Source organism: Pseudidiomarina terrestris (assembly GCF_030466405.1).
In the GTDB taxonomy this organism is placed as follows: Bacteria; Pseudomonadota; Gammaproteobacteria; order Enterobacterales; family Alteromonadaceae; genus Pseudidiomarina; species Pseudidiomarina terrestris.
In genome coordinates this window covers 177,314-198,835 of sequence record NZ_JAGGJF010000006.1, presented here as the reverse complement: position 1 = coordinate 198,835, position 21,522 = coordinate 177,314, and the positions used below count along the sequence as shown (strand labels likewise).

22 protein-coding genes are annotated in these 21,522 nt (G+C 50.7%); 10 read left to right on the top strand and 12 right to left on the bottom strand.

Annotated elements, in window-relative coordinates; translation table 11 throughout:
* Nucleotides 1-48: 48 nt before the first annotated feature.
* A complete protein-coding gene (locus tag J6J34_RS11735) occupies nt 49-1,650 on the bottom strand; it encodes a cryptochrome/photolyase family protein (protein ID WP_301899073.1) in 1,602 nt (533 codons plus the stop codon).
* 156 nt (nt 1,651-1,806) lie between these two features.
* Here J6J34_RS11735 and J6J34_RS11730 point away from each other — a divergent pair, with 156 nt between their 5' ends.
* Nucleotides 1,807-2,547: a glycosyltransferase family protein gene (locus J6J34_RS11730; protein ID WP_301899072.1), complete on the top strand. Its 741-nt coding sequence runs from the start codon at nt 1,807-1,809 to the stop codon at nt 2,545-2,547.
* A 5-nt stretch (nt 2,548-2,552) separates the two neighbouring features.
* Nucleotides 2,553-4,613, top strand: coding sequence for a lipid IV(A) 3-deoxy-D-manno-octulosonic acid transferase (gene waaA / locus J6J34_RS11725; RefSeq protein WP_301899071.1), 2,061 nt, complete (start codon nt 2,553-2,555; stop codon nt 4,611-4,613).
* A gap of 8 nt (nt 4,614-4,621) precedes the next feature.
* On the opposite strand, the gene J6J34_RS11720 is transcribed toward waaA, so the two are convergent.
* The 4 genes from J6J34_RS11720 to mutY all read right to left on the bottom strand — a co-directional run bounded on the left by J6J34_RS11720 (nt 4,622) and on the right by mutY (nt 8,532).
* Nucleotides 4,622-5,875, bottom strand: a complete 1,254-nt coding sequence (locus J6J34_RS11720) for a glutamate-5-semialdehyde dehydrogenase (protein WP_301899070.1) — start codon at nt 5,873-5,875, stop codon at nt 4,622-4,624.
* Nucleotides 5,872-6,984, bottom strand: coding sequence for a glutamate 5-kinase (gene proB / locus J6J34_RS11715; protein ID WP_301899069.1), 1,113 nt, complete (start codon nt 6,982-6,984; stop codon nt 5,872-5,874). Before proB ends, J6J34_RS11720 begins: the two co-directional genes overlap by 4 nt.
* A gap of 188 nt (nt 6,985-7,172) precedes the next feature.
* Entirely contained in the window at nt 7,173-7,445 is a 273-nt protein-coding gene (locus tag J6J34_RS11710) for an oxidative damage protection protein (protein ID WP_301721666.1), read from the bottom strand.
* 40 nt (nt 7,446-7,485) lie between these two features.
* On the bottom strand, nt 7,486-8,532 hold the full coding sequence (gene mutY / locus J6J34_RS11705) for an A/G-specific adenine glycosylase (RefSeq protein ID WP_301899068.1): 1,047 nt from the start codon (nt 8,530-8,532) through the stop codon (nt 7,486-7,488).
* A gap of 154 nt (nt 8,533-8,686) precedes the next feature.
* Between mutY and J6J34_RS11700 the strand changes: the two genes are divergently transcribed.
* Nucleotides 8,687-9,754 carry an OmpA family protein gene (locus J6J34_RS11700; RefSeq protein WP_301899067.1) on the top strand — a complete coding sequence of 356 codons (1,068 nt, stop codon included), beginning with the start codon at nt 8,687-8,689 and terminating at the stop codon, nt 9,752-9,754.
* A gap of 84 nt (nt 9,755-9,838) precedes the next feature.
* Nucleotides 9,839-10,570 (top strand): tRNA (guanosine(46)-N7)-methyltransferase TrmB, encoded by a 732-nt coding sequence (gene trmB, locus J6J34_RS11695; protein WP_301899066.1) that lies wholly within the window; start codon nt 9,839-9,841, stop codon nt 10,568-10,570.
* A 4-nt stretch (nt 10,571-10,574) separates the two neighbouring features.
* Here the strand turns inward: trmB and hemW are convergent, their stop codons facing one another.
* Entirely contained in the window at nt 10,575-11,711 is a 1,137-nt protein-coding gene (hemW, locus tag J6J34_RS11690; protein WP_301899065.1) for a radical SAM family heme chaperone HemW, read from the bottom strand.
* Nucleotides 11,708-12,304, bottom strand: a complete 597-nt coding sequence (locus tag J6J34_RS11685; protein ID WP_301899064.1) for an XTP/dITP diphosphatase — start codon at nt 12,302-12,304, stop codon at nt 11,708-11,710. Before J6J34_RS11685 ends, hemW begins: the two co-directional genes overlap by 4 nt.
* A gap of 72 nt (nt 12,305-12,376) precedes the next feature.
* On the opposite strand from J6J34_RS11685, the gene J6J34_RS11680 reads away from it, so the two are divergent.
* Nucleotides 12,377-14,125: a potassium/proton antiporter gene (locus J6J34_RS11680; protein ID WP_301899063.1), complete on the top strand. Its 1,749-nt coding sequence runs from the start codon at nt 12,377-12,379 to the stop codon at nt 14,123-14,125.
* Here J6J34_RS11680 and J6J34_RS11675 read toward each other — a convergent pair.
* Genes J6J34_RS11675 through J6J34_RS11660 form a run of 4 tightly spaced genes read right to left on the bottom strand, consistent with a single transcriptional unit; the run spans nt 14,122 to nt 16,636 of the window.
* Entirely contained in the window at nt 14,122-14,565 is a 444-nt protein-coding gene (locus tag J6J34_RS11675) for a DUF4426 domain-containing protein (protein WP_301721674.1), read from the bottom strand. The two genes, J6J34_RS11680 and J6J34_RS11675, sit on opposite strands and share 4 nt — an antisense overlap.
* A 4-nt stretch (nt 14,566-14,569) precedes the next feature.
* Complete coding sequence (locus J6J34_RS11670; RefSeq protein ID WP_301899062.1) at nt 14,570-15,094, bottom strand: YggT family protein; 525 nt, start codon at nt 15,092-15,094, stop codon at nt 14,570-14,572.
* 12 nt (nt 15,095-15,106) lie between these two features.
* A complete protein-coding gene (gene proC, locus J6J34_RS11665) occupies nt 15,107-15,934 on the bottom strand; it encodes a pyrroline-5-carboxylate reductase (protein WP_301899061.1) in 828 nt (275 codons plus the stop codon).
* Nucleotides 15,935-15,937: 3 nt separating this feature from the next.
* Nucleotides 15,938-16,636, bottom strand: a complete 699-nt coding sequence (locus tag J6J34_RS11660) for a YggS family pyridoxal phosphate-dependent enzyme (RefSeq protein WP_301899079.1) — start codon at nt 16,634-16,636, stop codon at nt 15,938-15,940.
* Nucleotides 16,637-16,673: 37 nt separating this feature from the next.
* Between J6J34_RS11660 and J6J34_RS11655 the strand changes: the two genes are divergently transcribed.
* Genes J6J34_RS11655 through tsaD form a run of 3 tightly spaced genes read left to right on the top strand, consistent with a single transcriptional unit; the run spans nt 16,674 to nt 19,936 of the window.
* Nucleotides 16,674-17,711, top strand: coding sequence for a type IV pilus twitching motility protein PilT (locus tag J6J34_RS11655; RefSeq protein ID WP_301899060.1), 1,038 nt, complete (start codon nt 16,674-16,676; stop codon nt 17,709-17,711).
* A gap of 33 nt (nt 17,712-17,744) precedes the next feature.
* Entirely contained in the window at nt 17,745-18,857 is a 1,113-nt protein-coding gene (locus J6J34_RS11650; protein ID WP_301721679.1) for a PilT/PilU family type 4a pilus ATPase, read from the top strand.
* A 53-nt stretch (nt 18,858-18,910) separates the two neighbouring features.
* A complete protein-coding gene (gene tsaD, locus J6J34_RS11645; RefSeq protein ID WP_301834721.1) occupies nt 18,911-19,936 on the top strand; it encodes a tRNA (adenosine(37)-N6)-threonylcarbamoyltransferase complex transferase subunit TsaD in 1,026 nt (341 codons plus the stop codon).
* On the opposite strand, the gene plsY is transcribed toward tsaD, so the two are convergent.
* Entirely contained in the window at nt 19,933-20,523 is a 591-nt protein-coding gene (gene plsY / locus J6J34_RS11640) for a glycerol-3-phosphate 1-O-acyltransferase PlsY (RefSeq protein WP_301721682.1), read from the bottom strand. The genes tsaD and plsY overlap by 4 nt on opposite strands.
* A gap of 98 nt (nt 20,524-20,621) precedes the next feature.
* Between plsY and folB the strand changes: the two genes are divergently transcribed.
* Together folB and folK are read left to right on the top strand one after the other, a co-directional pair.
* Nucleotides 20,622-20,975, top strand: coding sequence for a dihydroneopterin aldolase (folB, locus tag J6J34_RS11635; protein ID WP_301834723.1), 354 nt, complete (start codon nt 20,622-20,624; stop codon nt 20,973-20,975).
* 1 nt (nt 20,976) lies between these two features.
* Nucleotides 20,977-21,522, top strand: a complete 546-nt coding sequence (gene folK, locus J6J34_RS11630) for a 2-amino-4-hydroxy-6-hydroxymethyldihydropteridine diphosphokinase (RefSeq protein WP_301834725.1) — start codon at nt 20,977-20,979, stop codon at nt 21,520-21,522.

Genomic DNA, 21,522 nt, shown 5'->3' with positions numbered 1-21,522 from the left:
CGGTATAATAAGCACTAGCCAAAAAGGGAGCTCCAGTAGCTCCCTTTTTTAATCTTGCTGCGGCGAATTTCCCAGGTTTGCCAGAAAGCTCTCCGCCTGCTCTAGAATCTCCTTCTTTTCCCTCTCGTCTCTTTTTCGCCACTGACTTAAAATCAAAGCCATTCGTGAATTATTGGCAAAGCGCTGCTGATGACGGTCAATAAAATGCCAGTACAAGAGATTAAAAGGGCAAGCGCCGTCACCAACCTTGGTCTGCACATCGTAATGACAGGACTTACAATAGTTGGACATCTTATTAATGTAACTGCCACTGGACACATAAGGTTTGGTTGCTAACTTACCCCCGTCTGCAAATTGACTCATCGCCCGCGTATTGGGAAGCTCGACCCACTCAATCGCATCAATGTAGACCCCCAGATACCAGGCATCCACAGCATCTGGAGCGCAACCGGCCAGCAGTGCGAAATTGCCGGTGACCATGAGCCGCTGAATATGGTGCGCGTACGCATAGTCTAGTGACTGAGTGATGCTATGCTGCAGGCAGTTCATTTGGGTTTTCCCAGTCCAGTAGAAGTCAGGCAGGGGACGCTCATGCTCCAGAAAGTTACTGTCTGCATAAGCCGGCATAAAGTGCCAGTAAATTGCGCGCACAAACTCACGCCAACCAATGATTTGCCGGATAAACCCTTCAATCTGATTCAGTGAAATGTCATCGGGGTTCGCTTGCCAGGCAGATAACGCGGCTTCCACAACTTGCTTAGGGCTGAGCATTTTGGTGTTCAGCGCAAAGGAGATGCGGGCATGGTAAAGAGCCCAGTGCCCCTCAAGCATAGCGTCTTGATAATCTCCGAAGCGCGACAGCAGGTGTTCAGTAAAGTAACTCAATAGCTGCTTAGCTTCGCTGCGTTGGACCGGCCAGATGAAGTTGTTAGGGTCAATATGACCAAAGGTATCAACACCTTCTTGCTCAAGTAGCTCAACAAGTGCGCTGACATCGTGCGCGAACAGCAACGGCTCGGGCAGTTCTGCCGATGCTTTGAGGGATTTGCGGTTTTCTTTGTCGTAGTTCCATTTGCCACCGACAGGTTTGCCGTCTCCCATAAGGTAACCGGTTTGCTTGCGGACGCGGCGGTAGAAATGTTCCATGAGATAGTTGTCTTTGTCACCAAACCATTGATTCAGGACGTTCCGCTCAGTAAGGAAGTGCTCACTGTCGTGCCAGGTTAATGAGCACGAGTCTGGCGCTTGCCATTCATCGAACTGCTTATTCAGACGGTATTCATCGGGCTGTTGCAGTAAAATTTCCTTGCTGTTGCAGTGCTTAGCGACCGCGGCAAGATTATCCGTCAGGGATTGTTTGTTATCGCTGTGGTCCAAAGTGAGATAGAGCACGTTGTGACCCGCTTTTGCCAAGGCGCTGGCAAAGTTTCGCATCGCAGCAAAAAAGCCCACCACTTTTTGAATATGGTGGCGACAGTAGTCGGTTTCCTGGCGCATTTCGAACATAACAAACAAGCGTCGTTTAGATTTCTGGTGGTACCAGCTGTGACTGGCATTAAGCTGATCGCCAAGGATTAACGCAATTTCTGCATAGTCATTGGTGGGTAGCTCGGACAAACTGGTGAAGCAATTCGAATGAAGTTGAGTCATGGCGTCCCGGGTGGTTCGATGTGTACTAAGCTTAGCCAAGAACTACGCAGCAGGTTCAGGAAAAGATCGGGTTTTATAACGCGAAATATAGCCACCGCATGCAGAATTTGGCATTATGCGCACATTCATAAGCGAGTCTTACAGGCAGGGATAAGAATGCAGCCAGTTAACGTTATTTGTATCAAATGGGGCCAAAAATACGGCGCTGATTACGTCAATACACTTTACTCAATGGTAAGCCGTAATTTATCGCGGCCGTTCCGCTTTGTCTGTTTGACCGACGATGCCGATGGTATTCGTGACGAAGTCGAAGTTAAACCCATCCCTGAGGTAGGTTTTGAAGATTTTGACCAGCGCAAGCCCTGGACCTTTGGTCATGGATGGTTGAAGTTAACTTGCTTTGCCAAACCGCTGTATGATCTCGAAGGGCAGACACTATTTCTCGATCTGGATATCGTGATTGTTGGCAGTCTGGACGAATTCTTTGAGCCGGAGGGGGAATTTCTGGTCATCAAAGAATGGGATAAGTCCGATGCAACAGGCAATACCTCGGTGTTTCGCTTCAACATAGGCGCTCATGTCGACGCTCTTGAACATTTAAAGAATGATCCGGTTGGATCGCGTAAGAATGTCCGGAATGAGCAAGAGTTTATTACTCAGTTTGTTGACCGTCAGGGTAAGCTCAAATACTGGCCAGCCGAGTGGTGCCGCAGTTTCAAACGTCATTGCTTGCGGCCCTTCCCGCTAAGTTTCTTCCAACAGCCGCGCATCCCTGACGGGGCGAAAGTGATTATTTTCCACGGCCGTCCGCATCCGGACGATGCAGTGGCAGGGCGTAGCGGTAAGTGGTACCGCAAGGTTCTTCCAACGACCTGGATTAAAGAATACTGGCGTTAAATGCGATGACGGTTTCTTATCGTCTGCTCATACGCCTCAGTCTGCCACTGATTTTTATTTATCTGTGGCTACGCGGCCGCAAAGCTCCGGCTTATCGTCAACGCTGGAGCGAGCGCCTGGCTTTACAGTCTATTCCCGCGAATGCGCGGCAGGGAATTCTGATCCACTGCGTATCTGTAGGGGAGACGGTGGCAGCTCGCCAGCTGATCGAACAAGTTCTGCATAGCTACCCCCACCTTCCGGTAACTTTATCGTCGATGACGCCAACCGCCGCCGCGCTGGCGCAGTCTGCCTTTGGTGACCGTGTTCACCACCTTTATCTTCCGATCGATACCCCCGGTGCGATGCGCCGCCTGTTTACCAAGTTGGCACCAAGAGCTGTGTTGCTGCTGGAAACGGAAGTCTGGCCGTGCTTTTTACAACGCGCGAAGCAGCACAAGGTTCCGGTGGTTTTACTCAATGCCCGTATGTCGGCAAAATCGCAACGCTCCTACCATAAATACAGTTGGCTGATTGGTCCTGTCTGGCAGCAGTTAAGCTGGATTGCGGCGCAGAACCAAAGTAGCGCGGAGCGCTTCGTAAATCTTGGGGTGGCAGCGGATCGCATTGCGGTGCGCGGAAACCTGAAGTTTGATAGCCAGGTATCGGCTAATTTGTTGGCAGAGGCTACTTTATTAAAGCAACAGCTTGAGCGGCCTGTGTTATTGGCAGCCAGCACGCACAATGGTGAAGACGAGCTGGTGTTGCAGGCATTTAAAAAAGTTTTAGCGAAAATCCCTGCAGCCTTGCTAATTTTGGTCCCGCGCCACCCTGAGCGTTTTGACGCAGTCGCGGAACAGATTGCAGCGGCTGAATTGTTGCTGGTTCGGCGCAGTGCTGGTGACCAACCAGACTCAGCGACACAGGTCTGGCTGGGGGATAGTATGGGTGAGTTGATGCTATGGTACGCAACCGCCGATGTTGCCTTTGTCGGAGGAAGTTTGATCACTCGTGGCGGACACAATCCTCTGGAGCCGATTGCCACCCATACGCCCATTGTTTCCGGGCCTCATGTATTTAATTTCCAGGATATATTTGATCGCCTGAACGCGGCTGAAGGCGTGTGCTGGGCCGCCGATGACCTGCAGCTGGCGCGGCAATGGCTGAGCTTACTTAATGATGCGAACTTACGCTTTACCATGCAACGAGCTGCAGCTCGGGAGTTTGCTCAGGATCAGGGCGCTACAGCAGCCATGCTCAATGATATTCACGCTATCTTTAAACATCAGTCACCACCTATCAAGCGGCCTTCAGAAACTGATGCTATGGAGTTCACCAGTATGAAAACTATCACTACCTTAAAACCCTCCGACAAGTTGGAGATCTGGTTTGATAACTCTGTTTTTAAAACCTTCTCAGATGAGTTTTTCAGTGCGGAATACTGGCAACAGCAGCATAAGATAAAAGGCGCTGCGACGGGCCGAAGTACAGCCTGGTTTATTGAGTTTGGCGAACCAGGCATGTTACTTCGTCATTATTACCGCGGCGGCTTAGTGGGCAAAGTGAACAAAGACCGTTTTGCTCGCGAGCCCATTGCTAAAAGCCGCGCGATGGCTGAATTTGAACTATTGCAACGCCTGCGGGAAGCTGGTCTGCCGGTGCCAAAACCGCTGGCGGCGCGCTATGAAAGGGCGCCATTGTGGGGGTATCGGGCAGACATTTTAGTCGAGATTATTCCCCAGGCACAGGACGTCTTTAAAGTGCTTGGCGAGCGTCCGCTAAACCATGATGAATGGCACAGCATAGGTGCTGTTATTCGCCGCTTTCATGAGGCTGGTGTTTACCACTCTGATCTGAACTGTCACAACATCATGCTCGATGCTGACGACAAAGTATGGCTGGTTGATTTTGATAAGTGTGGTTTTCGTGAGGCAGGGGAATGGCAACAAGACAATCTGGCGCGATTACTACGCAGTCTGCTGAAAGAGGCAGCTAAAGCAAAAGAGGCCAATCGCGACTTCCATTGGCAGGAAGAACGCGACTGGCCCCTTCTCATTACGGGTTATGAAGCTAAACCCGATACATAAGGTCGCTTTTAGTCACGAATTTGACCGGTACCTGTCACCACAAATTTTTCTGTCGTAAGCGCTTGCAGTCCCATAGGACCGTATGCGTGAAGCTTACTGGTGGAAATACCAATCTCAGCGCCTAAGCCTAACTGACCACCGTCACTGAATCGTGATGACGCATTCCACATGGTTACCGCAGAGTCGACTTCACGAATGAAACGTTGCGCAGTAACTTCGTTTTCGGTCGCGATGACTTCTGTGTGGCCGCTGCCAAAATTCTGAATATGCTCGATGGCGCCATCATAATCGGCGACCGTACGCACTGCGATTTCTAACGCCAGGTACTCTTCACCAAAAGCATAATCAGCGATGACGTCGGCATCAGCAAAGTACTCAGCAGAGGCTTTGTCACTATGGATCTTCACGCCTTTATCTTGCAGCGCCTGCGCTACTTTTGGCAGGAATTCAGCAGCGATGTCGTTATGGACTAACAGACCTTCAAGCGCATTACAGACGCCAGTTCGTTGAGTTTTACCGTTCAATAACAGCGCTAAAGCTTTGTCCAGATCAGCGTCTTTATCGACGTAGAGATGGCAAACACCCTTGTAGTGCTGGATGACCGGAATTTTGCTGTTATCGCTGACAAAGTGAATCAAGCCTTCGCCGCCGCGTGGAATGACGAGATCAATGTAGTCGTCTTGCTGCAACAGCTGCAGCATCAGGTCGCGGTCAGGCGTCGGTACCACAGTGATCACATCTTCTGGCAGGCCATTCGCACGCAGCGCTTCATGCAAGGCGTCAGCAATGGCTTTACTGCTTTCGATTGCTTCGCGTCCACAACGCAGAATGACGGCATTACCTGACTTGAAGCAAAGTGCTCCAGCGTCAGCGGTAACGTTTGGCCGAGCTTCGTAAATCATACAAATCACGCCAAGCGGGATGCGCATTTTTTCAACAACAATACCATTCGGGCGGGTATTGAACGGCTTGCGTTCGCCTACCGGGTCCTGCAACTGAATAATCTCTTCGATTGCCGTTGCCATACCCTCGATACGCTCTGGGTTCAATTGCAACCGATCCAGCATTGAATCAGAAAGCTGCTTGTCGCGGCCGGCCTGCATGTCTTTCTCGTTGACGGCAAGGATCTTGTCCTGATGCTTGCGAATGCTATCAGCCATGCTCTGCAGAACCTTGTTCTTTTCTGCTTCACTTAGCGTTGCGACTGCGCGCGCTGCGACGGCAGCGCGTTTAGAAATATCTTGTGCTACGGAGTTACTCATTCATCCTCCAGAATCATTAAGTCGTTACTTTGGATAACTTCGGTGATTGGGCTGTACCCGTATTGTTTTGCGATGTCGCTGACTTCCTGGCCCTTGATATGGATCAGTTCGTGCGAGCTGTACTGACAAATACCTTTGGCAACAGCTTCGGCATTATCACCGCTACGGATGACCACCGCATCGCCACGGTTGAAATCGCCCTGAATATCAACAATTCCCATGGTGGTAAGGGACTGACCGTCGACGACGCTCTTCGCCGTTTCAGCATCGACCACAATCTCGCCCTGAGAAACCAGGGTGTGACGCAGCCAGTGCTTCTTATTGGTCATTGGATCCTGTTGCCGGCTAAACAAGGTTCCCGGATTTTCGCCTTGCAACAGACGCTCAAAGGTATCCCCTTTGCGGCCGTTGACGATATAGGTATCTATGCCGTGCGAGGTCGCTTTCTCAGCAGCCTCAATCTTAGTGCGCATACCGCCTGTGGCAATTTTATTAGTGGTTCCGCCTGCCAGTGCAAAAATTTCTTCGGTGATCGTGTCGACCACTGGAATTTTTTTCGCATCAGGTTTAACCCGCGGATCAGCATCGAATAAGCCATCGATGTCAGAGCAAATAAACAGTGCATCGGCATCGACCAATGTTGCCACCATGGCAGCGAGATTGTCGTTGTCACCGACCTTCATCTCATCGGTTGCCAGGGCATCGTTTTCGTTCACGATCGGCAATACATCGTGTTCTAACAATGTATGTAAGGTGTTACGGATACTCACGTACCGCGCTCGGTCGCGCAGGTCACCGTGGGTCATCAGTACCTGAGCACAAGGAAAGTCAAAAAAGCGTGACCAATTCGCCATCATATCGGTTTGACCGACGGCTGCCATTGCTTTTTTCACCGTGACGGGGATTGTCTCGCCGTCGAAGGTAATGTGCTTACGTCCAGCAGCAGCACTGCCGGATGATACTAAGACAACTTCTTGCCCGCGTTCATGACATTCAATAATAAAACGGGCAATGGCTAATAAATATTTACTGCTCGTTCCTGTATCGTCTGGCGCAATCAAAGCACTGCCTACTTTTACAACAGCACGCTGCCAGGAAGGCATTTTCATAGTGGCTCCCTCTTGAAAAATTCGTTCGTAGTCTAACAGAATCGTTAGGGTTTCTCTAGCTTCGTACTATAACTGCTGCCTATGTTGATCATAGTTTAGTAAAATTTGAGAAATAGCGCTCAAAAAACGCTCAGAAAGGTGGAGGGCGGGTAAAAAAAAGCCCCAAAAGTATGGGGCTAGCAAGGAATTTATTGGCCGGGCGGGGTATAACCTTCAATTTCGATGTCTTGCCCCTCAAAAAGAAAGGCTTTCATCTGTTCCTCAAGAAAGTTACGTGAGTCCGGATCCATCAGATTCAGGCGTTTCTCATTAATCAGCATAGTTTGCTTTTTCTGCCACTCAGCCCAAGCTTCTTTGGAGATGTTTTCGAAAATTTTCTGCCCCAATTCACCGGGGTACATTTGAAAATCCAAGCCTTCCGCTTCTTTTTTCAAATATTGGCAATATACAGTACGACTCATGATTACCTCGCTCGATTTCAGATAGTACTAATAGTACGCACTATTCTAATTTCTGACAAACTTCTCTGCGATCCAGTTTCTGCAAATAGTTGCGGATGGGGGCGGGTAATCCGAGTTGGTCGATCGCGTCAAGAGCAACTCTTTGTTGGCGCGATTGGTCAGGGGCAGGCTGCCACCAGATGGAGGCCTCAAGCTTGTAATGGCTAAACGTATGTTTAAAGTGCCCAAAGGCGTCGCCGCTTGGCATTGCGGCCAGTTCCGGGAGACACCAGAGATTAGGCCAGACACTGCTGTCGTCACGTTTCTCCAGCAGCACGCCGGCTTCTGTTACATCCAGTACAAAATGTCCGGCGCGTGTCGGGGTTGCTTTCTTTGTTTCGCGCTTCGGGTAATCATCGACCAGGTCTTGGGCCAGACTATGACAGACGGATTGCAGCGGACAGGCGGCACAGAGCGGCTGTTTCGGCTTACAGATGGTGGCTCCGAGGTCGAGCAGCCCCTGCGCGAAGCGCCGGTTCTCCTGCGTTGGCGTATACTCTTCTGCGAGCGCCCAGAAGTAACGGTCGTGGCTGCTCTTGTTCACCAGAAACGGCAGGGCAAACAGTCTGGCGAACAGACGTTTCACGTTGCCATCGACAATTGCTGCAGGGGCATCGTAAGCGAACGCACGAATCGCGCCAACCGTGTAGGGGCCAATGCCCGGGATCTCACGCAGCTCTGTTGCCGTTGTCGGGATCTCACCGTTGTGATTGTTGACGACGGTCCGGGCTGCAGCCTGCAGGTTTCGCGCGCGCCGGTAATAACCAAGTCCCTGCCACAGTTGCATAACGTCGTCCTCAGATGCTGCAGCAAGGGTTTCAACATCCGGGAAGCGAGCCAGCCACCTGGAAAAGTAGGGAATGACCGTCTTAACCTGAGTCTGCTGTAACATCAGCTCACTGACCAGCACATGGTAGGGGTTGGCTTCACGCTGCCAGGGCAAATCATTGCGGCCATGTGTTTGTTGCCAGTCGATAACCGTCCGGGAAAAGTTAGCTGGCGCAATCGTCTGCTTCGCTGTACGTACATAATAATCAATAGATTGCATGAATCCTCAACGATTTGTTTGACGACAAATCAACACTTAGTAAAGGTTTTGTAAAGCCCAAAGAATTTGCTGAAAAGTGAGCAAAATTTGCTTATTTCGTATATAGTAAAGGGAAATTAAAATCCATTCATTGAGAAATTTAAAGGAGCATCTCGTGAATCGTATCGCCGCAGTTTCATTTGCTGTAATAGCAGGCTTATCAGTGACGGGTACAGCGTTCGCGCAAACCAGTTCTGAAGAAGGCCAATGGTATATCGGTCCGCGTCTTGGACCACTAGGTACTGACTCTGATCGTGTCGCAATTGACAACAATCAGTTACGTACTTTCAAGGGCGGATTCGACAGTGCATTCTACGGCCTGGAGGCCGGTTTCCAATTTACTCCAGAGTGGGGTTATCGGGTGTATTATGACTATCTGCGTGGCGATCTGCATAACGCAGACTCTGCAGATGGTTCTATTTATGGTGTTGACCTGATGTATAACTTCACCGACAGCGTGTACGGTAGCATCGGTATTAACAATACAGACCTGGGTGACGTATCCAATCGTTTCCTGCGTGTTGGTGCCGGTTACCGCGAGCAGCTTAACAATAACTGGCAGCTTTTCGTTGAAGGTGGCGTACAGCAGAGCGACGGCGACTTAACAGAGTTCCTGTTAATGACGGGTCTGCGTTACTACTTCGGTGAGTCGGCAAGCCCTGCACCTGCACCTGCACCGGCTCCAGCGCCACAGCAAGCCGCACCAGTTGATTCAGATGGTGATGGTGTGATGGACGCCAACGATCGTTGCCCGAACACTCAGCCAACTTACAAAGTGGATCAGTATGGTTGTGTGATGTATAGCAACGAAACAATCACGCATGAGTTAATGATCAACTTTGCCTTTGATTCTGCAGTCATTCCTGCAGGTGAAAAAGTTGAAATCAAGGAAACTGCAGACTTCCTGAAAGAGTTCCCGCAGCTTGATATCCGCATTGAAGGTCATACTGATAGCATTGGTACCGTTGAATACAACCAAGGCTTATCAGAGCGCCGTGCGAAGTCAGTAGGTCAAAGCTTAATTTCTGACTTTGGTATCGAGCAGGAGCGCGTTAGCACTGTAGGTTTCAGTGAGAACCGCCCGTTAGTGCCGAACACTTCGCCTGAGAACCGTGCGAAGAACCGCCGGATCGAAGCGAAAATGTCGATCACTAAAGAAGTGCCGGTAAAAGAAGACAACTAAGTTTTAGTTGCTCTTTAAAAGAGGCGCACCGAGCCCAGCTTGGTTGCGCCTTTTTTGTCTTAAATTGAGATAGTTAACACTACTATGAACGATAAAGAATCCACTCAAAAGAATCTCAGTGAAGCGCAGGAACAAGGGCGTTATATTCGCCGGATCCGCAGTTTTGTAAAGCGTGAAGGTCGTCTGACCAAAGGCCAGGCATCAGCTTTAGAGCGCAGCTGGCCGACGATGGGGCTGCAACATGAAGATGGCCTGCTTGATTTAGGAAAAGTATTTGGCCGTGAAGCAGACACCATAGTTGAAATCGGATTTGGTATGGGCCATTCGTTAGTCGCGATGGCTGCCGCTGCTCCGGAAAAGAATTTCATTGGTATTGAAGTACATCGGCCGGGTGTCGGCGCCTGTCTTATGGAAGCTGAAGAACAGGGCGTGACCAATTTACGCGTTTTTGAGCACGATGCAGTAGAAGTATTGCAGGATTGTATCGCCGATGAAGCTTTGGCCGGGGTGCAAGTCTTTTTCCCTGACCCATGGCATAAAAAGCGCCACCATAAGCGCCGTTTGATCCAGCCTGAGTTTGTCGAACAACTGCGGCGCAAATTACGTATAGGTGGTGTTTTACACCTGGCTACGGACTGGGAAAACTATGCAGAACACATGCTTGAAGTGATGCAGAATGCGTCCAAGTGGCAAAATCTGTCCGCTACCAATGATTATATCCCACGCCCGGACGAGCGCCCGCTGACGAAATTTGAAAAGCGCGGTGCACGACTTGGTCACGGGGTATGGGATTTGAAGTTTAGCCGTGTGGAATAATTCTCTAGACCATTTCGTCGAGGATTGAATTAAGAAAACGGCGTCCCAGTGACGTCGTTTCCCATTGTTCGTCACTCCCAGTTAGCAGTCCTTGCGCTATGGCTGGGGCAAGCGCCTGTTCGGCAATAGCCACAGATAACCCCGTGCGCGCGCTGAACAACGATTTTGACATAGGTTCATTGAGTCGCAATAGGTTCATGAAGAACTCAAAAGGTAATTCTTCCTCGCTCACCTGCCATAACTTGTACCGAAGTGGACGAGTAAGATCTAAATAGCCCTGTGGATGTTTTATTTTCTCGCAGCGTAAAATCTTACCCTCTGCAGGTAACGTGATTTTGCTGTGCGCTCCGCAGCCAATCCCCAGGTAATCACCAAATTGCCAGTAATTGCGATTGTGCTGGCTCTGATGCCCAGGCTTGGCATAAGCACTGACCTCATAATGCTGATACCCCGCAGCGGCCAGTTTTTCATGCCCACGTTGATAGATCTCCCATAGAACCTCATCATCCGGCAACTTGGGTGGTCGGCTGGCGAAGGATGTATTAGGTTCGATGGTGAGCTGATACCAGGAAATATGGGGTGGATTAAGGGCAATAATTCCGTCAAGGTCCGCCATCGCCTGTGCCAGACTTTGCTCCGGTAAACCATGCATCAGATCGAGATTGTAGCTGTTTAACTGGAGCTGGCTGGCATGCTCAGCGGCCGCACATGCCTGCTGTGGGTCATGGATCCGGCCAAGGCCTTTGAGCTGCTCGGTATCGAGGCTTTGCACGCCAATTGACAAGCGATTCACACCGGCTTCTACAAACCCCTGAAAACGTTCTTTTTCAAAGGTGCCCGGATTAGCTTCCAGGGTGACCTCGCAGCCTTCCGTCAATTCTACCAGGCTTGCAATGCCGGCGAGCAAGCGCTTTACTGCTGCCGCGGTTAACAAGCTTGGTGTGCCGCCACCAATGAAAATGCTGCTCAATTGACGTCCCTGAACCCATGCCAGATCGGCGCGCAAATCATCGAGTAAACGATTCACATAAGCATCTTCAGGAACGCCGCCTTTTAGTGCGTGGGAGTTAAAGTCGCAATAGGGGCACTTTTGTACACACCAGGGGATGTGCACATATAACGAAAGTGGAGGTAGCCTCATGAGGGGGTCTGCAACTGTTTAAGTAGCTGTTGCAAGGCCTGACCTCTGTGGCTTAGTTGTTGTTTTTGACTCTTTTCGAGCTCTGCGGCAGTACAGCCTTCGTTGGCGACATAAAATACCGGGTCATAACCAAAACCTCCTGCACCGCTTGGTTGCAGAGCGATCTCGCCGTGCCAGACGCCGTGACAAACTATTGGAGTTGGGTCAGTGGCATGGCGCATGAAGGCAAGCACACAGTGAAAGCTTGCCTGACGTTGCCCGGGCGGTACATTGGCCAAGTCCGATAATAGCTTATCAACGTTTGCCTGATCCGAAGCCTGAGCGCCGGCATAGCGGGCAGAGTAAATGCCCGGTGCTCCGGCCAGCGCGTCGACGGCCAGACCAGAGTCATCGGCCAGCGCCGGCAGTCCGGTCTGCGCCGCAGCATGGCGGGCTTTTAACAGCGCGTTTTCAATAAAGCTGAGGCCAGTTTCTTCCACTTCTTCAAACTGCCATTCTCCCTGTGCGCGCACCTGCCAGTCCAGCGCTTGCAGGAGCGCCTGCAGTTCGCGAATTTTTCCTTGGTTACCAGTAGCTAATACGAGTTGTTGCATGACAGATGATTTTGGTTTGGGCACAATAGGAGTAGTATAAAGCATAGGGTGTACTGACCAAAGGGGAAATCATTGGCAGATCTAAACGGTATTATGCTGCTTATGGGCTCGCTGCTATTAGTGAGCATTCTGGCAGCGGTCGTATCCTCCCGGCTGGGAGCGCCATTGCTACTGGTGTTTCTGGTTGTGGGCATGCTGGCAGGCGAAGAAGGCTTGCTGGGCATTGGCTTCGATCAGCCTGAAATTGCGTTCCTCATAGGCTCACTGGCGTTAGTCATCATCATCTTCGACGGCGGCATGCGCACCAAGCGTGAGCGCTTCCGTGTAGCGCTGTGGCCGGCAATAAGCCTGGCCACCCTTGGGGTTGCCTTAACTTCAACATTAACCGCCCTGGGCATCGTTTGGCTGTTTGATTTGTCCTGGCCGATAGCTTTACTGATTGGCGCCATTCTCAGCTCAACGGATGCCGCTGCGGTGTTTGGCATTTTTCAGTCGCAGAACCTAAAGATTAAGCAACGCGTCGCCTCAACGTTGGAAATTGAGTCGGGAACCAACGACCCTATGGCGGTCATTCTCACCATGACCATGACCACGTTAATAGCTTCAGGAGAAGCCTTCTCGTTTACGGTGGTCGGGCTGGAGGTTGCACAGCAGCTGACTATTGGCTTTATTGCTGGCTGGTTCGGCGGCCGGCTGTTTGTCCTGATGGCGGAAAAAATTACTGCACAATTCGCATTTTTCCCGCTATTAGCAGCAGCCAGTGCTGTCGTGGTGTTTGCCTTGACCTCAAGTATTGGCGGTAGTGGCTTCCTCGCGGTTTACCTGATGGGCTACAAGATTGGCAATGCCAGATTACCGCAGCTGATGCATATCTTACAGGTTCAGGATGGGCTGGCCTGGCTAAGCCAAATCATGATGTTTTTGATTTTGGGCTTGTTGGTCACTCCTTCGCACTTGATTGAGAACCTGGGACTGTCTCTTAGTATTGCAGGATTGATGATTTTTATCGTGCGGCCTTTGGCTGTCGTAGTGAGTCTGGCGCCTTTCTCGTTTCCCATACGCGAGCAGTTTTTCATAAGCTGGGTCGGATTAAGAGGCGCGGTACCTATTATTCTTGCTCTGTACCCCTGGCTAAGCGGCTTGCCGGGGCAAGAACTGTTTTTTGATGTCGCCTTTGTCGTGGTCCTGGTTTCGCTGATTTTACAAGGCTGGACTCTTGCACCGCTGGCACGCTGGCTGAAGTTAGAAGTTCCGCTTGAGGCTGAGCCGGATCGGCGCATGGCGCTGGATCAAGTGGGTAGTAATGATCCGTTAGAATTATGGTCTTACGAGATTAGTGAACGCTCACCAGCCTGCGACCATTATTGGTATGAGCTGCGTTGGTCCGTACCCTTAGAGTTTGTTGGCCTGATTCGGGATGGTGAATGGTTACAACCCACAGAGCGACCTAAATTACTTGAAGATGATCATGTGCTGGTGGTGGCAAAAGTTCAGCATATTGATGAAATCAGCCGTGTCTTAGCAGCCGGTGGCAAAGCCCGCTCTCTGAACAGCAGCGACTTCTTCGGCGACTTCACCTTGAACGGCGAGTTATCGCTTGCTGATGTCGCCAGCTTTTACCCCCTCGGTCATCTTAATCCGCAAGAGCTGACAATGAGCCTACATGCCTTTTTCTCGCAGAAGTTCCATCGTCGCATGGTGGTGGGGGATCAACTGACGTTGGGTAATGTTCAGCTCACTATTCGTGAGCTGAACGAAGAAAATCGTATTACCAAAGTCGGGGTGAAGCTGCTGGACGGCAGCGATTCGAAGTCGGGTTAATTGCGCCAGAACTCTTCAGAGAATCGTAACTCCTGAACTTCGTCGCCCTTTTGAATAGTGATAAAAAAGCGTAGTCTTTCCAGGTTCGTAAATGAGGTCTGTGCCAGATAGTAAACTGCATCGCCTTCTACTACTTCGCGAAAGTCCAGCGGTTGTTGCATGCTGAGTGCATTCATCGCATAGCCTTCGACCGTCACTTGTTGTGCTGGTTTACCAGGCTTTTCAGCGGCCAGTACGGCGATGTTTAAGGTGGCCAGAGTACTGGAGCGTTCCAGCTGATACTGGCGCGCCATCTCCGGTCGGAGCAAGGTCGAATTGAAAGCGTTGTAGTGGACCTCCCAGGGGCCTAGTCGTTTACTTTGTTCAGCTGCCGCAGGCGCTGTGAATACAGCACCTGCAAGCAAAGCGAGCCCGAACCACCAGTAGCTAAACTTGTGCATGAGGTTAAACTCCAATCAGTATGCGTAGTGCCTGAATACCAATCACTAACACCAGGACGGACAAATCTAACCCACCGATAGGGGGGATAATGCGTCGAATAGGTGCCAGGAAAGGTTCAGTCAGTTGCACCAGTATGGCTTGCATAGGGTTGTAACCTTGCGCAAACCAGCTCAATAGAGCGCGGATGATCACAATCCAAAACAATAACTGCAGGAATTGACTGATCGCGCTAAGCACACCCACCAGCAGAATGTCGGCCCAGATCATCGGATAGCCAAGCGCTGCGTAAAGAGCAATAAACTTACCGATACTGACCAGCAAGGCGAGAACTATAGTGGCTAGATCCCAAACACCCACCATGGGGATGACTTTACGTAGTGGCAACACCAAAGGGTTGGTCGCTTTTACCACAAACTGGCTGACCGGGTTATAAAAGTCAGCACGGGCGGCTTGTAACCAAACCCGCAAGATGACCACCATCAAAAACAGCTCGAACAGGATGGTGATGAGAAATTGCATAAGTTCCATAATTGGTCGCCTTTAAAAAAGTTTAGCCATTTCCTGGTTGCGCTTGACCGCAGCTTTGACCGCAGCATCAGAGATTTTATCAATATCGTGCGCTTGATACTGTTCAATTCCCTTCGCTGTAGAGCCACCTTTACTGGTGACTTGCTTGCGTAACTCTTCCAGCTCAAGCTCGCTGGCAATCGCCATTTCAGCTGCGCCCAGCGCGGTTTGCTGAACCATTTTACGGGCTTTATCCCGGTCAAAACCAAGTTCTACTGCAGCTTTTTGTAAACTTGCCATAAACTCGAAAAAGTATGCAGGACCACTGCCTGCGACTGCGCCCAAAATATCGAGCTCATCTTCGTTTGCCACCCACAGCGTTGCACCTACGCCATCGAAAGCTTCGGTAATGTAGTTTTTATCATCGTTACTGACACGATCATCAGCAACCAGCCCGGACATGCCCTTACCGACAAGGGACGGCGTATTGGGCATGACGCGAATCATGCGAATACTCTCTCCCAGGTATTGACGATACTTTTCAATCCGAATGCCAGCAGCGATGGTGACAATAAGTTTATCACTTAAATTACTGACCTGCTCGGTCAGGGCGGCGCAGACATCGGCCATAAGTTGAGGTTTAACCGCAAGAACGATGACATCGGCAGCGTTGGCGACTTCTGCATTATCCTGACTGGTGTGGACATGCAACGAGTTGGCCATTTTTTCAAGTTTGCCGACGCTTGGATTACTGACGTAAATTTTATCGTTGGGGTAGCCACTTGAAACCATACCGCCGACGATACTTTGGGTCATATTTCCAGCGCCGATAAAGGCAATTTTGCGCACTTGCGTTGTCATTCTTTACTCCTTGTTTGTGTCGCGGGCGCCGAATAATGCGGTGCCAATGCGGACCATAGTTGAGCCCGCTGCAATAGCGGTCTCAAGGTCATTACTCATACCCATAGAAAGTGTATCCACAGTTGGATATTGGGACTTTAACTCAGAAAACAACCGCTGCATGGCCGTCAGACTCTGCCGTTGCTGCTCAGCAGTTGGGTTTGCCGCTGGCAAAGTCATTAAGCCACGCAACTTCAGCTGCGGGAACTGTTGCAGTTCAGCGGCAAACTCCGCCAACTGATCAGGGCCAATGCCAGCTTTACTCTGTTCGTCGTCGATATTGACCTGAATCAGAATATTGAGAGGCGGCATGTGTTGTTCCCGTTGCTCGTTGAGGCGGCGTGCGATTTTCAACCGATCGATACTTTGCACCCAGGTAAAATGAGTTGCAATGTCACGCGTCTTATTGGATTGAATCGGACCTATAAAATGCCAGACAATGTCGCTCAGGTCGGTAAGCTGCAACTGTTTTTGCAGTGCCTCCTGCAGGTAATTTTCTCCAAAGTGACGTTGCCCGGCTTGGTACAGTTGGCGTATCTTATCGGCTGGCTTGGTTTTGCTTACTGCTAACAATTGCACCGATTCTGGACTACGATTGCTCTGTAGACACGCGGATTCAATGCTGCTGCGGACTTCTTTTAAGCGGTCAATTATGCTATTCATCATGTAACGGCTCACCGATAACAATAAGAGAACTGGTATGGACATAACAGAGTTACTAGGCTTCGCCGTCAAACATAACTCTTCGGATTTGCATCTTTCGGCAGATTCGCCCCCTATGATACGGGTTGATGGTGATATTCGTAAAATTAATATACCTGCACTGACGCACAAGCAAGTGCAGGAGCTGGTTTACGACATCATGAATGACCGCCAACGTAAAGAGTACGAGCAAAACCTGGAATGCGACTTCTCTTTCGAAGTTCCTGATCTGGCGCGTTTTCGTGTCAACGTATTTATGCAAAACCGTGGTTGCGGTGCTGTTCTGCGGACCATCCCCAGCGAAGTCCTGACGCTTGAACAATTGGGCTGTCCTGAAATTTTTAAAACCATTGCTGATCAGCCCAGAGGACTGGTGTTAGTCACCGGCCCGACCGGCTCGGGTAAATCCACCACCCTGGCGGCGATGGTGGATTTCATCAACGAAAGTAAACACCACCATATTCTGACCATCGAAGATCCAATTGAGTTTGTGCACAAAAACAAGCTAAGCCTGGTCAATCAGCGTGAAGTGCATCGCGATACCCATAACTTTAGTGCCGCGTTGCGTTCAGCGTTGCGCGAAGATCCCGATGTTATTCTGGTGGGTGAGATGCGCGATCTGGAAACCATTCGACTGGCAATGACTGCGGCTGAAACCGGTCACCTGGTGTTTGGCACCTTGCATACCACATCAGCTCCCAAGACCATTGACCGGATCATTGATGTGTTCCCCGGGGATGAAAAACCTATGGTGCGCTCGATGCTATCCGAGTCACTGCGTGCGGTTATCTCCCAGACATTGTTGAAGCGGGTGGGCGGTGGCCGTATTGCAGCCCATGAAATTATGATCGCCACATCGGCAATTAAGAACCTGATTCGTGAAGACAAAGTTGCCCAGATGTACTCGTCAATCCAGACGGGAGCATCCCATGGTATGCAGACACTGGACCAAGGCCTGCTTAACCTGCTGAATCAAGGTTTGGTTGCCCGTGTCGAGGCAAGAGCCAAGGCCGCTAATAAAGAGGCGTTTAAATAAGCCATGGCGAGTGAGCAGAAGCGAGGAAGCACTATGTTGCTAGATAAATTACTCAAAGTCATGATCGAAAAAGAGGCTTCGGACCTTTTTATTTCCGCAAACTTGCCGCCGAGTGCGAAGATAAATGGCGAGTTGCGCCATTTAAGTGAGCAAAAGCTTTCCAATGAAGGTGCGCTGGATTTGGTTAAAGAGGCTCTTGGTGAAAAGCATCAGGACGAATTTTTTAAAGAATTCGAAGCTAACTTTGCTATTTTCCGCGAAGGCATTGGGCGTTTTCGGGTCAGTGCATTCTGGCAACGGCAGCGCGCAGGCATGGTTATTCGCCGCATTGTTACCGAGATCCCAACGGTTGATGAGCTGAAGCTACCTGAAACGCTAACTAAATTGATTATGGCCAAGCGTGGCCTGATGCTGGTGGTCGGTGGAACAGGTACGGGTAAGTCCACCAGCCTGGCGGCCTTAATTGGCTATCGGAATCAACACTCGCGTGGTCATATCCTTACTATTGAAGACCCGGTGGAATTCGTGCATGAACACGGTAAGTCAATGGTGACCCAGCGCGAAGTAGGCACCGATACAGAGAGCTTCGAGTCAGCGCTGAAAAGCTCGCTGCGACAGGCTCCTGATGTCATTCTGGTCGGTGAAATCCGCTCCCAGGAAGTCATGGAGTACGCATTGACCTTTGCCGAAACGGGTCACCTCTGCGTCGCCACCCTACACGCCAACAACGCCAACCAGGCGATTGAACGTATTATGCATATGGTGCCAAAGGAAAAGATTGGCAAACTTATGTTTGATTTGTCGCTCAACCTGCGCGGCATTGTCGCTCAGCAACTTGTGCCCACCAGTGATGGTGGCCGTGTGGCGGCGTTCGAAGTGCTCTTGAACAGTCCTATCGTGGCAGAAAAAATTGCCAAAAATGACATGGGCGAAGTCAAAGAAATCATGGGCAAGTCACGCGAGCTGGGCATGCAAACCTTCGATCAGGCGCTGTTTGATTTGTATAAAGCACGGAAAATATCTTTCGAGGAAGCACTGCGCCATGCTGATGCGCCAAACGATTTGCGCTTACGCATTAAACTAAGTGGTGAGTCTGGTGCTGGCGACGAGGGCGCAATGAAAGGTGTGACTGTCGATCTTGAGTAACTTCGAGTAAACTACCGCTCTCAAGTTGTTAGCGGTAGTAAACGAGGTTAAGCATGCGCGTTTTAGGTATCGAGACATCCTGTGATGAGACAGGAATAGCGATTTACGATACAGAGAAAGGTCTGTTAGCACATCAGCTCTATTCGCAGGTGAAACTTCATGCGGACTATGGCGGTGTGGTGCCGGAACTTGCCTCGCGTGATCATGTCCGTAAAACCCTGCCGTTAATTCAAGCTGCGCTTAAAGAAGCAAAGTTAAACTCCGCTGATATCGATGGCGTCGCCTATACGGCTGGTCCTGGCCTGGTCGGTGCATTATTGGTCGGTGCCTGTATCGGCCGCAGTTTAGCCCTAGGCTGGCAGGTCCCCGCAATAGCAGTGCACCACATGGAAGGCCATCTGCTGGCGCCGATGCTGGAAGATGTGTCGCCGGAATTTCCTTTTATCGCCTTACTGGTCTCCGGTGGCCACACTCAGCTCGTCCGCGTTGATGGTATTGGTCGCTATCAGCTACTTGGCGAATCCGTTGACGACGCCGCTGGAGAAGCCTTCGACAAAACGGCTAAACTCATGGGCCTGGACTATCCTGGCGGGCCGCGCTTGGCGGCTTTGGCAGAGCAAGGTGAGACGGGGCACTATCAGTTCCCGCGACCGATGACGGATCGCCCTGGTCTTGATTTCAGTTTTAGCGGTTTGAAAACCTTTGCTGCGAACACCATCGCCGCAGCTGCCGATGATCAGCAAACCCGGGCAAACATTGCTCGCGCTTTTCAAGAGGCTGTGGTCGACACTCTGGTCATCAAATGTCGTCGTGCTTTAAAGGCAACAGGGCTGAAACGTCTGGTCGTGGCCGGAGGGGTCAGTGCGAACAAAGAGTTGCGACGCCAACTACACGACTTTGCAGAAAAAATTGGCGGTGAGGTGTTCTTTCCCGGGCCGCAGTTCTGTACTGATAACGGAGCCATGATCGCTTACGCTGGGGCGCAACGTCTGGCCGCAGGTGAGTCAGTGGATAATGTCGTAAAAACTTTTCCGCGCTGGCCGCTGGAGCAGCTCCACGCACCCATGGTAAAAGCTTAAGAGCGTCTTCGGGTGCGCTCTTCGTTACCGTGGCGAAGCCGTGAGATGTTGGCTTGATGGCGCCAGATGATCAGAATTGAGATCATGATGGTTGGCACCGTGTACTGGGGCTTGATCCAATAGGCGTAGAAAGGGGCCAGGGTTACCGTAATCAGTGCGGCTATGGAAGAAACCTTGCTGACCCGGAACACCAGCAGCCAGGTGGCAATCAATAGTAACGCCATTTCCCAGGCGACCGGAAACATCGTACCTAAAGCCGTTGCTACCGCCTTGCCACCGCGAAATTGGAAATACAGAGGGAAAATGTGGCCCAGGCATGCGGCAACGGCAACGACCCCGAGAAACAGTGGCGGAATACCGAGAAAATATGACCCCCACACAGGTAACATACCTTTAAGAACATCAAAGGTTAAGGTTAGCAGTGCTGGAATTTTGCCACCGATTCGGTAAACATTCGTGGCGCCCGGATTGTTGGAGCCGTTAAAGCGAGGATCAGGTAAGCGGAACAGCTTGCAGATGATGACTGCACTGCTAAGTGATCCGAATAAGTAGGCCACGATAATGGCCAGTACAATTATTGCACCCATATGGTTTATTTTCCGGCGCGCTTTCCGTTACTATGCGAAGCCTTAAGCATAAGCGCTTCTGGAAAAAAATTCTATGCTGATAATGAGAGTAGTGTTCGATGGATAAAGTGTTTGTTAAAGGTCTGCGCACTGATGCCTACATTGGCGTGTACGAATGGGAGCATGAACAGCCACAACCCTTGCTCTTCGATTTGACTATGGCCTGGGATCAGACTGCCGCGGCTGCAAGCGATGATCTGCAGCATGCACTTGATTATGATGCCTTGAGTAAGGCCGTGATTAAGCTGGTTGAAGCGCGCCCCAGACAGCTGATCGAAACCGTTGCTGAAGAAGTGGCAGAACTGATCCTGACAGACTTTAAGGTGTCCAGGGTCACGGTCTGCGTGAGCAAGCCTAAGGCGGTGCCTGCCGCCGATACTGTCGGTGTAGAAATTACCCGAGGCAAGAACTGATATGGCGTTGGCGCAGGTGTTTTTAGGGCTTGGCAGTAATCGCCGCCGCTACCATCACATTGCTGCGGGGGTGCGCGCTCTACATCAGGAGTTTGCCAGCGCCGGAAAGCCGCTAAGAGTTGCGCGCGTTTACGAAAGTGAGGCAATAGGTTTCGCTGGTAATGACTTTTTAAATACCGTCGTGCAGCTGCAGACGGAGCTTTCTATTGGTGATCTCAGTAAAGCCTGCAAAGCTATCGAACGTGCTCATGGGCATCCCTCAAGTGCAGCCAAGTACAGTCCGCGAACGTTGGATATCGATGTGCTGCTGTACAACCAGGAAGTCTGCGAAACTCCGGTGCAGCTGCCACGCGCTGAAATATTGCATAATGCTTTTGTGCTGCGCCCATTAGCGGAGCTTGCAGCTGAGCTCGAGCACCCTGTAGCAGGGAAATCTTTTGCGCAACTTTGGCAAAATTATCGTAGTGAGCAACGTCTGCACGCGGTAGACTTTAAATTTGAAGATTTACCTTACTTAATCACCCCCACCGATAACAAGGACAGCTAG